Here is a 14865-nt window from a genome sequence, read left to right on the forward strand (position 1 = left end):
CAATGGACGTTCAGTATCTAGCAGGCTACACCATTGAGTAATCGAGCCATTAAAACTAGAAAGACTAAATTTTTGCACTGCTGCCGCTGCCAGCGAGTGCGGAAAGCGCTGGATGACTTGCGCCCATGCTGCCTGTGCCGCCAGCGGATTGTGATTGAGTAGATGAATCGCGCCAATCCGAAAGAGCGCAACAGGCCGCGCATCCTTGAATGTGGTTTTGTAGCCAAAATAGGCACTACCATCGGCCTGATTTGCAGCACGTTCGAGCCACATAATGGCTTCATCAAAGCGGCCAAGCACTAACAAGCCTTGGGCATGGCGCATCTGAGCGCCAATCGTATGCGAGTATGTTCCTGTTGGCAACGCCAATTCAGCCGGGCTTAAATACTGCCCATCAAAGCGATAATTGGCATCAGGGCTACTAACGCTGAGGGTCGGACTATTTTGGCTTATGCTCAAATCGCCGGTATCGGCCCAGTCGGGAAATAATTGCCACGCCACGCCATCACGCCAAGTCCAACCATACGTCCGACCAGAACAAGCGGAGCCGCAACCGCTTGAGCGCACCAGCAACTCTGGTTGAGCATCGCCAGTAACATCACCAAGTTCAACCTGCGCCCCTGAATCATTGTTGAAACTCAAGATCTGCTCACCAACCCAACGCCCATGCTGCCAACGCATCCAACGAAGTTTGCCTAGCTTGGGATGCGTACCAGAAATTCTCGCATAAAGCAGATAATCTTGGGTTGCATCGCCATCCAAGTTGGTGGGCATAATTGTGAGTTGGTCAATTTCTAAGCTTGGTTGGCCTACCGTCAACTTGCTGGGTAAATCAAGCGCCAAAAATTCTGCCTCAGTCCAGCCATCATAAGCCCATGTAGTATCCATCTGCTGCGGATCGTCCCCCCCGATTTCCTGTGTGGGCTGACCAATGCTGATGATTCGTCGCCACAACGCCAGTGCTTGGGGATCATCAGGATGGCGCTGAAGATAGTCGGCAATTTGCAACGCTAAGGGCTTGCCACAGCCACGAGTCGGCGCACCAGACTCACAATAATCAATTGGCTGGGCACGCAACAGCAGCTCAGTGGTTGTACTAACCGTCGTCGTAGCGGCAACAACCGGAGTAGCAGTTTCCGGTGGCAGGGTAGGGGTTGCAAGTGCAAGTGGCGTGGTCGTTTCAAGTGACGAAACGTTGGTGGTAGTTGCAGTACATGCACTCAATGCAGCAACCAATAGCGCCAACAAACTCATTCGGGCAATCTGCATCATCAGCTCTCCGCAGCATTAATTGGGGTTAGCTGCACTGTAGTAACTCATGCGTTACCCAACAATGATGCAAAGGTGATAGATCAATGAGATGATCGAAAAGCTGTGGTGCAGATGCAGTCAATCTTCATGCCCTCACCCCCTAGCCCCTTCATCCCACACGCGGGAGAGGGGGAATCAGCCGTGGTTCTTCCCTCTCCTGCCGCAGTGGGAGAGGGGTTGGGGGTGAGGGATCGTATCGGGCTATTTCGATGACTGGCGGGCTATTGACGGGCTAGGTTCAGCGGTGCATAGTGTTTCCAACATCTGATCAGTCAGATGATCGATCGCTGGCTCAGCCGTTTCGCTGCCTTGAGCCAAAATGTCGCGCAAGGCCGCACGCGCTCGATGTAACCGCACTTTCAATGCCGAGGGTGTTATCTGCAATAAATTGGCGGCTTCCTCGGTGCTGTAATGCTCAATATCACGGGCAATCAAGGCCGTCCGCAAGCTTTCGGGCAATTGCTCGATCGCGCTGCGTAATTCAGCACTCAACTCGCGATCCAAAACCCATAATTCAGGCCGTGGGCTGGCACTCTCCAAATCAAACTGCTCGTCGATTGGCACGGTTTGTGCTCGCTTACGCCGCAACCGCATAAAACAGGCATTGACTACAATTCGTTGGAGCCACGCGCCCAAGGCACCATCACCACGATATTGCTCGATTTTACGACAGGCTTCAATAAAGCTCTCTTGAATTACATCTTCGGCTTCATCGGCATCACCGACCATGCGGAGGGCCACATGATACAAACGTGAAGCATAGCGTTTTAGCAGGCAAGTACAAGCCATGCGCTCACGCCGCCGCAAGGCCTGAATCAACTCTGATTCCTCTTGATAGTAGGTGGCATCAATTTCCCATGGCTTTTGCATCGCAATTCCTTAACTGCAAACCAATCCATGTAACCATTGTACAAGCAAACGCATCAAGAATATGTAACAGCAAAATGGAGGGTTGTCTATGTTTTTCCAACGGTTGTATCACGATGGTTTAGCCCAAGCAAGTTATTTAGTCGGTTGCCAAAAAACTGGCGAAGCTTTGGTCATTGATCCCCATCGTGATAGTGCAGTGTATTTGAATGCAGCGCAAGCGGCTGGTTTGCGGATTAGCGCAATCACCGAAACCCATATTCACGCCGATTTTGTCTCGGGCAGCCGCGAGCTGGCGCAAATTACGGGCGCAAAACTGTATCTTTCGGCAGCAGGCACAGCAGCTTGGCAATATGCTTTTGCCAGCAGCAACCCCAATGTGCAGTTGATCAACGATGGCGATAGCTGGATGGTTGGCAATTTGAAGATCGAGGTCTTGCATACCCCAGGCCATACGCCAGAACATGTGATTTTTATGCTCACCGACACGCCTGCTGGCGATGAACCAATGGGTATTTTCACAGGCGATTTGTTGTTTGCTGGCGATGTTGGCCGCCCTGACTTGCTCGAAAAAGCCGCTGGGATTCAAGGCACCAGCGAGGCCGGAGCCAAAGATTTGTTTAAATCGTTGCAGCGCATCGCTTCCTTGCCCGATTTCTTGCAAGTTTGGCCAGGCCATGGTTCGGGCAGCGCTTGTGGCAAAGCACTGGGAGCTGTGCCGCAAAGTACCTTGGGCTACGAAAAGAAAGTTAATTGGGCCTTCAAACAGCAGAACGAGGCTGATTTTGTGGCCGCAGTGCTCGATGGTCAGCCAACGCCACCGCCCTATTTCGCCGCGATGAAGCGCATCAACCGCGATGGTCCTGAGTTGCGCCCGCAACGTTTGCCAGCCCTCAGCCTTGCCGAAATTAAGCTTGATAATCGGTTGGTTGTTGATTTACGTTCGGCCAATGATTTTGCTCAAGCCAGCATTCCAGGCGCACTCAGCCTGACCAGCGGCGCGATGCTCAATCGCTGGGCCGGTTGGTTTGTGCCGGTCGCAAGCAAGGTTGTGTTAATTGGCACTGCCGAAGCGGCCAAAACTGCCCAAACCGAGCTAAGCATGATCGGCATCGACCAAATCGAAGGCTATATCACGCCCGATATGCTAACCGAATGGCTCAAAACCAACCCAAGCCAAAGCTATCAACGGGTGCCAGCCGCCAATTTGAGCGAACAACTTGACCAGGCGTTTGTGCTCGATGTGCGCACGCCCGAAGAATATGCCAACGGTCACGGAGCTAAGGCGGTCAATATTCCATTGAATGAATTACCCAAGCGCCTGGCCGAAATTCCCAATGATCAACCGTTGATCGTGCATTGTCAGGCGGGTGGGCGTTCGCCAATTGCCATGAGTTTGCTCAAACCACATTTCAGCCAAGCCATGGTTGAGATGAGCGACGGCTGGAATGGTTGGTATCAATTGAAAAAGGAGCGTCACGTATGATCAACGAATTAAGTGTGCAAGAACTACAAGTGTGGGCCAACCAACAAACGATCTTTTTGATCGATGTGCGTGAGCCAGCTGAATATGCCACGGGCCATATCAAAGGCAGCAATTTAATGCCCTTGAGCCAACTCAACAATTATCGCAACCAAATCCCGCATGATCTGCCAGTCGTGGTGGTTTGTCGTTCAGGCCAACGCAGCAGCATGGCCGCCCAATGGCTCGCAAGCAATGGCTGGAACAACATCTACAACACCCGTGGCGGCATGCTGGCTTGGAGCAAAGCTGGCCTACCCGAAGAACGCTAGCAAGAGGATACCAACCAGATCATGAGTATAAGTTTGATTGTGCTAGCGCTGCTGGTCGGCGCTAGCATCGGCCTCACCTTGGGAATGTTGGGCGGTGGCGGCTCAATTTTGACCGTGCCAGCCTTGGTCTATGTGCTTGGGCTAAGCGCTCACGACGCAACCACCAGTTCATTGGTGATTGTTGGCCTGAACGCCGCCTTTGGGGCATGGCTGAATTGTCGGCGTGGCCCATGTATGTTGCGCCATGCCTTTGTATTTGGTGGCATCGGCTTGGGCGCAGCCTTTTTGGGCGCACGAGTTTCGCAATATATTCCAGAGGTTTGGCTATTGACGATGTTTGGTAGCCTGATGCTGATCATCGGCAGTATGATGTTGCGGCCCAAAGTTCAAGCCAAAACCGACGAACAAGCGATCGCATGGCCAGCAGTGGTTATGGGCGGGCTAGGCGTGGGCTTTTTGACCGGATTTTTGGGCGTTGGCGGTGGATTTTTGATCGTACCAGCTTTGGTATTATTGCTGCATATGCCAATGCGCACCGCCATTAGCTCATCGCTGATTGTGATTGCATTAAATAGTAGCGCTGGCATTTTGGGCCATTTGCAGGGCAGCCATTTTGATTGGACGCTGATTGGCTTGATTATTAGCGGCGGCGTGATTGGCAATTTACTAGGAACCCGTTTCGCTCAAAAAGTCCAAGTTCAAACCCTGCAACGCAGCTTTGCCTTCTTCGTGATTGCTCTCGGCATCTTCCTCGTGATTAAAAACTTCCCCTTAGCTTAATTGCAATGGCGCTGTTGTTGCGGCAGGAGCGCCATTTGCCAAACAATTCCACAGTATCGAGAAGCCTATGCTATAATCGGCAGGGTTGATGGTTCGTGATCTGTGTGAGGCATTGAGTTTGAGCTACGTTTTACCGCTTGGCCCGTTTCACCCCGACTGGCAAACCCCGATGCGCATGGTCTTACGGGTTGAGGGCGAACAGATTGCTGATGTTGAATTTCGTGATGGCTACACCAATCGCGGCATTAGCGAGCGTTTGACGCGCACCACCATTCCTCAGGGATTACACCTTGTGAGCCATATTTGTGCCGCTGATAGCCATGCCCACTCATTGGGTTTTTGCTTGGCACTCGAACAATTGCTTAAAATTAATGCTTCGGAGCGAGCTGCTGCCTTACGCTTGCTCGCCTGCGAAGTCGAACGCGCCACCGTCCATCTCAGCACGATGAAAGAAGTGCTGACAATTTTGGGCTTGCAACGCGATGCTGAGCATGTGCAAAAACTGCATCATGGCTTATTTGAAGTCATGCAACACTTATGCGGCACGAGTTCGCCGCCCAACTATATTGTGCCAGGTGGCGTGCGCCAAGATCTCAGCAGCACCGAACAAGAATCGATGGCGTTGCAATTTCGTCGCCTCGAACGCTTGATGTATCGCTTCGTTGATCGCTTTATCGATCATCGCGGGGTTTTGCGGCGCTGTGTGGGTGTTGGCGTGCTCAGTCGCGAGGCTGCCGAACAATTCGGGGTGCGTGGGCCAATGGCGCGAGCCGCAGGCATCGGCTTTGATGCCCGAATTGATCGCGCCTATGGTGCTTATGCGCAATTTCCACCCAGCCGTGTAACCCAAGAGCGTGGCGACGTTTATGCCCGATTGGTGATTTTCTCGCTAGAAGCCTTTGAAAGCCTTAAATTGGCAATTCGGGTGCTGGCCAATTTGCCTAGCGGCGATTGGGCTGGCAACGCGCCCGATAGCGTACCTCAAGGCAGCGTCACCTCGAATATCGAATCGGCGCGGGGCACGCTACGCTATACCGTCCAAAGCAACGGGGTCAAATTAACCAGTGTGCGGATTGACGCACCACGCCAATTTGATCGCTTGATTGCCCGCACCATCTTGGCCGGAATGAACATCGACGACGCACCCTTAATTATCGCCTCGGCTAGTGCTTGCACTGCCTGTAGCGAAGAATAACGCATGAACGGACAAACACTCCTCACCCTTGCGCCCTTTGGGCTGATGATGATCATCGCTTTGGTCAGTTGGTTGACTGGTCAGCGTTTGCGCACGCGCTTGTTGGGTTTAATCGCCAGTGGCTTGACCCTGGTAGCACTGGCAATCGTTTGGTGGCTCGCCCAAGGCGATTTACCGCTCGATGTTGGGCAACGCGCTTGGCTCAGCAGTTATGGCGTTGGCCCCAACCCACTGATGCGTTCGCTGCTGACCTTGCATCTTGATGGCTTGAGCTTACTATTTGCGGCAATCACCTTATTGCTCGCCAGCATTGGCTTTGCCCACTTGGCTTTGGCCTTGGGACGCGGCTTGGTTGGTTACGGTCGGCTCTGGTCGGGCATCGCAATTATGGTGTTTGGCAGTTTGCTGGGCATTTTAGCTGGCGATTTGCTGCTGTTGGCTTTTGGCTGGGGCTTGGCCTTGTTGGGCAGCACACTGGCTCGTCAAGTCGTGGGCAGCGATGATCAACGCACACCTTCAGCCTTGGGAATGAGCGGATTAAGTGGCTTTGCCATTTTGGTCGCCGTGCTTAGTCAATCGGTACGCCCTGAAGATGTGCTTGATGGCTCGTTTGTGATGGCCGACATTGGAGTTGGTCAATATTTGCGCACATGGTTGCCGCTGGCAGTGGGCGTAGGCATTGCGCTCGGCTTCCCGCCATTTGGTCGCGTGCTGAGCGACGATGAAGATACGACTCCAGCGTTGCATGGCTTGATCATCAGTGCTGGCGTGCCAGTTTTGGCGGTCTACACATTTTTACGTTTCTTCGGGCTGAATCTTGGCACATGGCCGGAAGCATGGTTTGCAGCCTTGAGCTATGTTGGTGCTTTGGCCAGCATCGTGGGCGCAGCCTATGCCTTACGAGCGACCCGTTTCGGCCCCTTGGTTGGCTGGCAAGCCGTCGCGCAATGGGGCAATGTCGCCATGGCTTTGGGTCGCTACGAGCCAAATCTGCCACTCGGCGGCGAACATAACACCGCCGTGGTGATGGCAACTCTCACGATCACAGTGACAACCTTGGTGGCAACAATGCTCGGAGCCATGGCCTTGGGTACGTTGGAGCGCCGCAGTGGCAGCGACCTGATCGCCAAACAACCAGCCTTGGGCGCACCATTACGCGCTGCTGGTTTAGCCTATGCCCTTGCCACCGCCGCCGCTGTTGGCTTGCCCGCCTTACCAAGCTTTTGTGCACGCCGCTGGCTAATGGATTATACGGGCGCGGGTGGTTGGAGCATGGGAGTCTTTTTCGTCAGCAGTGGCTTGCTCTTGCTCTCGTTTATTGGCTCGAATGCGCTGTTTTGGCGGGTCGATCCCCAACGCCCTGTAACCCCAGTTGATGCTGGTCGCGCCAACGATGGCTTATTGCTCGGCTTGAGCTTGCCCTTGATTGGCCTGAGTTTGGCTCCCGAAGTTTTAGTTTGGTTGTTGCAACCAGCCTTACGCACCTTGCAAGCAGTGCCTAGCCCAATGGATGATCTTGGGAGCATGAGCTGGGGTTTGCGCGGCAGTTTGGTGCTTGGTTTTATGCTGTTGCTCTTTGGCTGTTTTCGCTCACAACGTCAGGCAATTATGCCTTGGAATGGTGGCGAACAGCCCGATCGTGATGATGGCACAGCTCATTTACCAGCAGCGAGCAGCCGTATGCTGAGTGGCCTTGCCGTTTTGGGCAATCCACGACCAGCTTTGCGGCAAAGCCATGGCATCTTGCAAGGCCTCAGCAGCCGGATCGCTTGGGTTTTGCAATTCTTTAGCGGGCGCTACTATCTGACTGGAATTCTAATCGCGGCCCTAACAATTGTCTTGTTATTAATGCAATAGAGGAAGCTTGGTCACTCGCCGTGACGAGCATAAACAGCCTATGACAATCACCATCTGGATTTTAATTACGTTGCTGGTAGCCAGCGGCGCAGTCATCGCAATTATGCGCGATTGGCGCTTTAGCCTGATTGCGGTCTTGGTTAATTATATCGCCCAAGGCTTGTTTATTGCCCAACAGCAATTTGTCGTGCCCGATTTGGTGATTGCTGGGCGGCAGTTTAGCTCGCTGGTGTTTATCAAATTAATTACTGGCATCGGCGTGGCGATCATTCTTGGCATTACCGCGCTAACCTTTTCTCGCGAATATGGGCTGGAAGATCTCGATGAATTTTCCTTGGCTGAACTACGGCGGGCTGCGCGGGTAGCTCAACGAGCCAGCAGCCAAGAAAATCGCAAAGTTGGCGATTACATTGTGCCAATCTGGTCAACTGTGTTGGTAGGCTTGGCCAGTTTCTTCTTGCCACGCGTGTTGCCCTTGGCGGTCGAAATGTATCCCGACCAAGTGGGTTTGGCACGGGCGATCGATTTTATGTGGTATTGGCAAGTTTTTATTGGCTTAATTAGCTTGGTACTTGCAACCGATATTTTGAAAATTGGGCTAGGCTTGTTGCTCTGCCTCAGTGGCCTCGATTTGCTCTACACCACCTTGGCCAACCGGATTAATATTCTGGCCTTGGGAACGCTCAGTTTGGTTACCTTGCTCTTGGCTTTGGCGATTGCCTACCTCAGCGGCTTGCTCTATGGTCGCTTCAAAACCTTGAATCTCAGTGAAACGGAGCGCCTGAAATGACCTTTTTGCTGATGTTTTGCTTGCCATTGGTCATGGCGGCGGTCTGTTTTGGCTTGCGCCAACAACAAGGGTTGGCGCAAATTTTGGCAATTGGCACAACTATTTTGCTCGGTTGGGTGATTTGGCAGGTGCCAGTTGACCAGCCACTGAGCATCGTTGGCGTAAGCATGACTGTCCGCGAAATCAACCGCTTGTTTTTATTGGCGGTCGCAGGCAGCTTTGCAATTACCTTTATTGTGGCAACGCGGGTTGCGCACGGCGAAAATTTCGTCGTCATTGGCCTGATCATTTTTAGTTTGATCAACGCGGCACTGACGATCGACGTACAATCGCCATTTTTGATCACGCTGTTGCTGCTGGCCACGGGTTTGGCGATTATTCTAGCCCAAGTCGATTTGCCGATTGGCAGCCCAACCTTGCTGCGTGGTCGAGCGATTGGCAGCGGTTTGCGCTACTTGGTGTTGATGCTGTTGGCAGGGGTTTTGCTGGCTTTATGTTTTGTGCTAGCTGACCTCGAAAATACCCCTGATCGGTTGAGCACCACCTCATTAGCACGGCCATTATTGGCCTTGTTGATCGTCGGCATCAGCCTGCGCTTAGCAATTATTCCGTTTCATAGTTGGCTGCCCGATTTGCTGGAAGATTCGCCGCCCTTGGTCGGCATCTTGATTGGCATGATCAACTTGGCAGCATTGCTGTTCTTGGTTTCAGCCTTCCAATTTTTGCTCGCGCCCGGCTTGTTGACGCTTGATCCTGGGCGTTTGCGCTTGGTACGCTTTTTCGCGCTTGGCTCGGCGATTGGCGGTAGTTTGTTGGCCATCCACGAACGACCATCATTACGGCGCTTTTTGGCCATGCTGTTAATTTCCGACAGTGGTATGATGCTGTTCGGCGTGGTTTCCTCGACGACTGGCTTGACCGGAGCGCTGTTTCAAGCCTTCAATCAATTAGTTTTGAGTGTGGTGCTGTGGACAGCCGTAGCACTACTAGAACGGCCTGAACCGACGCGGGCAGCGGCTGGCGATGGTTGGTTGCGGCGGCGGCCATGGGCCAGTGGCGTGTTTATTTGTGGCGTTTTGGCCTTACTCGGCATTCCACCATTCAATGGCTTTGCCAGCCGCACCTTGCTCTACCAAGGGGCTGCCGAGGAAGGTCGCGGCTATCTAATCGCCTTGTTGATTGCCACGATGTTGGGAGCCTATGCTTTTGCCTTGGTCTTGCGTGACCATTTCTTGGGTCGTGCGCCAGCGGCCATGCCCGAAGAAGATTTAACCGATTTTCGCGGCTTGGGGCTACCACCACCACCGCCACAACGCACCGAACCACTCGGCGCAACCGCTGTGGCCGTGGCTTTGCTAGGAGTTTGCTTAATGATTGGCTTGTACCCGCCGTTGGTACTCGACCCAATTATTGAAGCAGTTCGCGGCCTAACATTTGTACAATTCCTCTAAGCCCAAGGATTGCCTATGAGCGAGCAATGGCGGTGTTTTATGGCGCTCGATTTGCCCGAGCCAATTCAGGCGCAACTCTTGGCGATCCAAGCCGAATTACAGCAATTGGGCTTGCCAATTCGTTGGAGCAAGCCCGAAAATCTGCATTTAACCTTGCAATTTTTGGGCAATCTAGCGGTTGAATTATTGCCCGATTTACAAACCAAGCTAAATCATGCCCTCACACAGCAAACTGCACCAACCCTCAATTGCAATACATGGGGTTATTTTCCCAATGCCAGCCAACCGCAAGTCGTCTGGGCAGGTTTTGAGCAATGGCCCAACGATTTGCTGCAACTTCAACAAGCAGTCGTTGGGTGCAGCAGCCACATTGGCATCATTGCCGAAACCCGCCCATGGCATCCCCACATCACCTTGGGCTACAGCAAAGAGCGTTTAACCAAACACCAAATTGAACAATTATCAAGCCAATTGCAAGCCAGCCAATGGCCAGCAACACCAGCGATCTACCCAACTTGTCAACTTATACGCAGCATAAGCCAACCTCAAGCCAGCAGCTACCAAACTTTAGTGACATGGCAGCTTAACCAAGCATCAACCTAAAATGCATGGTTCAATCATCAAGATCAAAGCAATTATTCAATCGTAATGAATGGCTCAATTTCAGCAAAAGTGCTTGCCCCAATCCCCTTGACCTCTTGTAGCGCCTCAATAGTTGTAAAAGGGCCATTCTCCTCACGATAGGCCACAATTCGCTGGGCGATCGCTTGACCAATTTTGGGCAGGCTTTCTAGCTCAGCAGCACTCGCGGTGTTAATGTTGATCAAGGTAGGTTGGCGGGCACTAGCAGTTGGCGCAGCAACCGCGATAGCCTGTGGTTCGGCAGTTGGCTGAGTTGTCGGTGCGGGAGTTTCGCCAACCACTGGCACATGCACATGCTGGGCATCTTGCAAATAGGCCGCTAAATTCAAGGCCTGTGAATCAGCCTCGGAATCCAAGCCACCAGCCGCCTGCACCAAATCATCAATTCGTGCGCCAAGCGGTAAATCGTAGACTCCAGGCTTGGCAACCGCCCCGCTGATATAAGCCGCTAGCAGTGCCACGGTTGGGGTCGCTTCGGCCACGGCGAGAGTTGGGGTCAGCTCCAAAGTTGGGGTTATCGATTCGAGAGTTGGCTCAGCGGTTGGGCTGGTGGTCGGCCACAAACTCAAGGCCTGCTCGCTTTCCGAGCCAGCACTAGCCGTCGATTGCCAAAGATTCCAGCCCAATACAGCAGCGACTGCCAAACCCACCAGCCATTGCCAACGAATCTGTTGCAACATACAAACTCCTTTCGATCAGTATGCAAAATCTGGTATCTTTAGAGCCACAAACAAGCATTTTTTGGCATGAAGGAAGCCCAATTGAAGCAAATTCGTGATCTCTTGCCCAAGTTTTGCCCAATTCCACGGGGCATCGTGCTAATGGGCACGCCTAACGAGCAATTAAGTGATTTGGCTAAACGTTTTGGTGGCACGCGTGAGTCATATGCGGAAGAAGCGCCCCAGCATCCAGTCGAAATTGCCGCCTTTGCCATGGCCCAAGTTCCGGTAACCAACGCCCTATATGCCGAATGGATCAAGCATTCAGGCCAGCGTGCGCCAATTGTCTGGCATGGTTCGCAACCACCTGCCGAATTAGCCGACTATCCAGTGGTTGATGTAACTTGGGATGAAGCGGTAGCATGTTGCGATTGGCTCAGCAGCGAAGTTAATTTGGCTTTGCGCTTGCCTAGCGAGGCCGAGTGGGAACGCGCTGCACGTGGCGATGATACGCGGATCTATCCTTGGGGCGATCAGGCTGACTCAACAATGATGAATATCAAAGAAAGCATGCGCGGCGGCTTAGCTCCGGTTGGCAGTTATCCCCAAGCAGCCAGCCCATTCGGGGTTTACGATCTGGCGGGCAATATTTGGGAATGGACAAGTTCGCTGCAAAAATCGTATCCCTATAATGCTGATGATGGCCGCGAAGCTCGCCAACCAGCGCCAGAGGCTGATCGACGGCGGATTATGCGCGGCGGTTGTTGGGGTAACCCCGGCCATTTTGCCCGCAATACCTGTCGTTTCCGCCTGCATCCCGAGCGTTCAACCCATTTATTGGGCTTTCGGCTGGCCTATAGCTTGCTAGAGAGTGATTAAATACTGGCTCAATTCAATCGAAAAAAAAGCCAAAAGCGTGGTATAATCGCAGGCTATTCACGGGTAGCTAATCTAGCATCCAGCTAGCATATCGAGCAGGCGTAGCCTTCCTAGCGCATCGGAGGATGGTATGTCACGGGAACATTATGAACAGCAGCTTCGGTCATTGAATGATGACTTGTTACGCATGGGCGCGTTGGTCGAAACCGCAATTGGCCAATCTATTCAGGCTTTAACCAACCACGATGAGGCAATGGCGCAGGAAGTTATTCGCAGCGATGATTTAATTGATCGGGCGCAATATGCTTTAGAGGAAAAAGCACTTTTGTTGTTTGCCACCCAGCAGCCGTTGGTGGCACGTGATTTACGCTTGGTCAGCGCAATCATCACGATTGCCAGCGAGCTTGAGCGGGTTGGCGATTATGCTGAGGGCATTGCCAAAATTGCGATTCGCCAAGGCCAAACTCCCGCCCTCAAGCCCCAAGCTGAGGTTCCATCGATGACCAGCAAAGCGCAGTTGATGCTGCGCACTGCCTTGGAATGCTACACCCGCAAAGATGTTGATTTGGCAAAAACACTGAGCGCAGCCGATGACGAAATTGATCAGCAAACCGATCGGGTACAGCGCGAAATTCTCGAAGTGATGATTGCTGATGCGAGCACCGTCGAACAAGCCACCCGTCTACTTTACGTTGTGCATAATCTCGAACGGATCGCCGACCGCGCTACCAATATTGGAGAACGGGTTGTCTTTATGGCAACAGGGCATATGGCCGACCTGAATGAACAACGGGCATAATCAAGAACGCTTTTGGTAGGTTGGCAGATTCTCTGTTGGAGGTTTTTTATGGGCGTGTCTCACCGTCACATATTTGATGAACAACTCACCGAGTTGCACGATGGGGTTTTTCGGGTTGGAACAATGGTTGAAGCAGCATTAAGCGAAGCACTTCAATCAATCAAACTATACGATCAAGCAGCAGTGCGCAAGGTCGTGCAAAACGATCAAACCATCAATCACGAAGTTCAACGCTTGCATGATCAAGCCCTGTTGATCATCGCCACCCAACAGCCGTTGGCCCGTGATTTACGCTTAGTGAGTGTGGTGCTTAGCCTGCTGCCAGAGCTAGAGCGCATGGGCGATTATGCTGCGACAATCTGCAAACTGCAAGAACGGATCGCTGCCACGCCCAATTTTGTCAGCGTTTCAGCCATGCCCCAGCCAATTCCGCGCCTGATTAGCGAATTGGGCCAGCGCACCAGCGAAATTTTGCATGCTGGTTTAGAGGCCTTGCGCCAAAACGATCGCAGCTTTGCCGACCGCGTAACCGAACTCGATGATGTGATCGATCATTTGTATCGTGAGATGTTCGAGGCCACGGTCAAGGTTTCGACCACCAGCCCCGATATGGCTGCTGCTACGATTCATCTGCTGACGTTGGCTCACAATCTTGAACGCTTGGGCGATCGAGTCACCAACTTGGCTGAGCAAATTGAATATCTGATTACTGGCAAAGTTGTGGTGCTTAACCATTAAACTGGAACATCATGGCATGCTCAGCGTAGTATCCTCGGATTGCAATTCGTTGGCATTGGAGGATGTATGATTTGGACATTGTTAGCGTGGCTGGGATTTTTGGGTTTGCTAGGTTTTGGTTGGGTCGCTGTGGCAAGCTTACGCGGAGCCATGCAAGGCCGCGCCAGCATGCTTTGGTTGCTCGGCGCTTGGACAGGCCTATCCGCCTTGGGTGGTTTGTTGGTTTGGCGAGCAGCCTTGCTTGAAACATGGTCGTTCAGCTTGTGGATTGGCTTAGCCCTAGCAGCAATCGCCCCTATTGCTTGGACATTGGGCAATGTGGGCAAGCGGCTGCAAGCGCACGGCATAAAATTGGGCAACCTACTCAAATTTCGCTAGCGTCGTGACCCAAGCCATGGCATAATAAAGCGCCACAGTTGGCGCAACGAGTCTCCAACTTGGAGGCTCGTTTTTTTGTTTACGATGAGGTAGGATGCCATGATCGATCTTGAGTATGTTCCCATGGAGACCCTTGAGGCAGGGTTGGATCACATTCGTCAAGCACCCAAGGATCAAGGGGTCTTGCAGCTAATCGTGCGTCGTCCTGCCACCGAGCAACGCGAAGTGCTCAGCGAAGGCCAGCTTGATCTGGTTGAGGGTTTAGTCGGCGATAATTGGCAAACGCGCGGCAGCTCACGGACTGACGACGGTAGCTCACACCCCGATATGCAGCTGAACATTATGAATGTGCGCTCGATTGGCTTGCTAGCGCCTGACCAAGAGCGTTGGCAATGGGCTGGCGATCAATTGTTTATCGATCTCGATTTGAGCGATGCAAACTTGCCAGCAGGCACACGCCTGACCATTGGCGAGGCAATTATTGAGGTAACTGATCAGCCGCATAATGGCTGCAAAAAGTTCGCCCAACGCTACGGCCAAGATGCGATTAAGTTCGTCAATTCAGCCGTTGGCAAAGAATTGCATTTGCGTGGAATCAATGCGCGGGTAGTTCAACCTGGCACGATCCGCCAAGGGGATCAAGTCCGCAAGATCTAACCCATGTGGTATAGCCTGAAATAGGACTATGGGTGCGAAGAATCGTTAGGTTGAGGGTAAGCTTGAGG

At 52.6% G+C, this 14865-nt stretch carries 16 protein-coding genes; 13 read left to right on the plus strand and 3 right to left on the minus strand.

Annotated elements, in window-relative coordinates; genetic code table 11:
• Both DEF47_RS22235 and DEF47_RS22240 read right to left on the minus strand, forming a co-directional pair.
• Positions 1-1272, minus strand: a 1272-nt coding sequence (locus DEF47_RS22235) for a tetratricopeptide repeat protein (RefSeq protein WP_287045352.1), incomplete at its 3' end; no start/stop codon positions are given.
• Positions 1273-1512: 240 nt separating this feature from the next.
• On the minus strand, positions 1513-2181 hold the full coding sequence (locus tag DEF47_RS22240; protein ID WP_012189193.1) for an RNA polymerase sigma factor: 669 nt from the start codon (positions 2179-2181) through the stop codon (positions 1513-1515).
• Between the two features lie 88 nt (positions 2182-2269).
• On the opposite strand from DEF47_RS22240, the gene DEF47_RS22245 reads away from it, so the two are divergent.
• The 8 genes from DEF47_RS22245 to thpR all read left to right on the plus strand — a co-directional run bounded on the left by DEF47_RS22245 (position 2270) and on the right by thpR (position 10648).
• The gene (locus tag DEF47_RS22245) at positions 2270-3664 is read left to right on the plus strand and encodes an MBL fold metallo-hydrolase (protein ID WP_012189192.1); all 1395 of its coding nucleotides are present in this window, start codon (positions 2270-2272) and stop codon (positions 3662-3664) included.
• Positions 3661-3972 carry a rhodanese-like domain-containing protein gene (locus tag DEF47_RS22250; protein WP_012189191.1) on the plus strand — a complete coding sequence of 104 codons (312 nt, stop codon included), beginning with the start codon at positions 3661-3663 and terminating at the stop codon, positions 3970-3972. The genes DEF47_RS22245 and DEF47_RS22250 overlap by 4 nt, the downstream gene beginning before the upstream one ends.
• 21 nt (positions 3973-3993) lie before the next feature.
• Positions 3994-4752, plus strand: coding sequence for a sulfite exporter TauE/SafE family protein (locus tag DEF47_RS22255; protein ID WP_012189190.1), 759 nt, complete (start codon positions 3994-3996; stop codon positions 4750-4752).
• Positions 4753-4870: 118 nt separating this feature from the next.
• Positions 4871-5947, plus strand: coding sequence for a hydrogenase large subunit (locus DEF47_RS22260; RefSeq protein WP_041305837.1), 1077 nt, complete (start codon positions 4871-4873; stop codon positions 5945-5947).
• Positions 5948-5950: 3 nt separating this feature from the next.
• Positions 5951-7804, plus strand: a complete 1854-nt coding sequence (locus DEF47_RS22265) for a hypothetical protein (protein WP_012189188.1) — start codon at positions 5951-5953, stop codon at positions 7802-7804.
• A 40-nt stretch (positions 7805-7844) separates the two neighbouring features.
• On the plus strand, positions 7845-8594 hold the full coding sequence (locus tag DEF47_RS22270; RefSeq protein WP_012189187.1) for a hypothetical protein: 750 nt from the start codon (positions 7845-7847) through the stop codon (positions 8592-8594).
• Positions 8591-10045: a proton-conducting transporter transmembrane domain-containing protein gene (locus DEF47_RS22275; RefSeq protein WP_012189186.1), complete on the plus strand. Its 1455-nt coding sequence runs from the start codon at positions 8591-8593 to the stop codon at positions 10043-10045. The genes DEF47_RS22270 and DEF47_RS22275 overlap by 4 nt, the downstream gene beginning before the upstream one ends.
• 15 nt (positions 10046-10060) lie before the next feature.
• Positions 10061-10648 carry an RNA 2',3'-cyclic phosphodiesterase gene (gene thpR / locus DEF47_RS22280; RefSeq protein ID WP_012189185.1) on the plus strand — a complete coding sequence of 196 codons (588 nt, stop codon included), beginning with the start codon at positions 10061-10063 and terminating at the stop codon, positions 10646-10648.
• Between the two features lie 32 nt (positions 10649-10680).
• Here thpR and DEF47_RS22285 read toward each other — a convergent pair whose 3' ends face one another.
• Entirely contained in the window at positions 10681-11367 is a 687-nt protein-coding gene (locus tag DEF47_RS22285; protein WP_012189184.1) for a ComEA family DNA-binding protein, read from the minus strand.
• Positions 11368-11448: 81 nt separating this feature from the next.
• Between DEF47_RS22285 and DEF47_RS22290 the strand changes: the two genes are divergently transcribed.
• From DEF47_RS22290 to DEF47_RS22310, 5 genes are all read left to right on the plus strand, one after another.
• Complete coding sequence (locus tag DEF47_RS22290; RefSeq protein WP_041305831.1) at positions 11449-12225, plus strand: formylglycine-generating enzyme family protein; 777 nt, start codon at positions 11449-11451, stop codon at positions 12223-12225.
• 130 nt (positions 12226-12355) lie between these two features.
• Positions 12356-13024: a phosphate signaling complex protein PhoU gene (gene phoU, locus DEF47_RS22295; protein WP_012189182.1), complete on the plus strand. Its 669-nt coding sequence runs from the start codon at positions 12356-12358 to the stop codon at positions 13022-13024.
• A gap of 48 nt (positions 13025-13072) precedes the next feature.
• The gene (phoU, locus tag DEF47_RS22300) at positions 13073-13762 is read left to right on the plus strand and encodes a phosphate signaling complex protein PhoU (RefSeq protein ID WP_012189181.1); all 690 of its coding nucleotides are present in this window, start codon (positions 13073-13075) and stop codon (positions 13760-13762) included.
• Positions 13763-13828: 66 nt separating this feature from the next.
• Complete coding sequence (locus DEF47_RS22305; RefSeq protein WP_041304306.1) at positions 13829-14140, plus strand: hypothetical protein; 312 nt, start codon at positions 13829-13831, stop codon at positions 14138-14140.
• 99 nt (positions 14141-14239) lie between these two features.
• Positions 14240-14797, plus strand: coding sequence for an MOSC domain-containing protein (locus DEF47_RS22310; protein WP_012189179.1), 558 nt, complete (start codon positions 14240-14242; stop codon positions 14795-14797).
• Positions 14798-14865: the final 68 nt, after the last annotated feature.

The sequence above is a fragment of the Herpetosiphon sp. genome (assembly GCF_003512625.1).
GTDB lineage: Bacteria > Chloroflexota > Chloroflexia > Chloroflexales > Herpetosiphonaceae > Herpetosiphon > Herpetosiphon aurantiacus.

What these genes read in the sequence shown, in the direction of transcription:
- DEF47_RS22240 (WP_012189193.1), bottom strand. Translation starts at nt 2,181, where the DNA reads ATGCAAAAGCCATGGGAAATTGATGCCACCTACTATCAAGAGGAATCA.
- DEF47_RS22245 (WP_012189192.1), top strand. Translation starts at nt 2,270, where the DNA reads ATGTTTTTCCAACGGTTGTATCACGATGGTTTAGCCCAAGCAAGTTAT.
- DEF47_RS22250 (WP_012189191.1), top strand. Translation starts at nt 3,661, where the DNA reads ATGATCAACGAATTAAGTGTGCAAGAACTACAAGTGTGGGCCAACCAA.
- DEF47_RS22255 (WP_012189190.1), top strand. Translation starts at nt 3,994, where the DNA reads ATGAGTATAAGTTTGATTGTGCTAGCGCTGCTGGTCGGCGCTAGCATC.
- DEF47_RS22265 (WP_012189188.1), top strand. Translation starts at nt 5,951, where the DNA reads ATGAACGGACAAACACTCCTCACCCTTGCGCCCTTTGGGCTGATGATG.
- DEF47_RS22270 (WP_012189187.1), top strand. Translation starts at nt 7,845, where the DNA reads ATGACAATCACCATCTGGATTTTAATTACGTTGCTGGTAGCCAGCGGC.
- DEF47_RS22275 (WP_012189186.1), top strand. Translation starts at nt 8,591, where the DNA reads ATGACCTTTTTGCTGATGTTTTGCTTGCCATTGGTCATGGCGGCGGTC.
- thpR (WP_012189185.1), top strand. Translation starts at nt 10,061, where the DNA reads ATGAGCGAGCAATGGCGGTGTTTTATGGCGCTCGATTTGCCCGAGCCA.
- DEF47_RS22285 (WP_012189184.1), bottom strand. Translation starts at nt 11,367, where the DNA reads ATGTTGCAACAGATTCGTTGGCAATGGCTGGTGGGTTTGGCAGTCGCT.
- phoU (WP_012189182.1), top strand. Translation starts at nt 12,356, where the DNA reads ATGTCACGGGAACATTATGAACAGCAGCTTCGGTCATTGAATGATGAC.
- phoU (WP_012189181.1), top strand. Translation starts at nt 13,073, where the DNA reads ATGGGCGTGTCTCACCGTCACATATTTGATGAACAACTCACCGAGTTG.
- DEF47_RS22305 (WP_041304306.1), top strand. Translation starts at nt 13,829, where the DNA reads ATGATTTGGACATTGTTAGCGTGGCTGGGATTTTTGGGTTTGCTAGGT.
- DEF47_RS22310 (WP_012189179.1), top strand. Translation starts at nt 14,240, where the DNA reads ATGATCGATCTTGAGTATGTTCCCATGGAGACCCTTGAGGCAGGGTTG.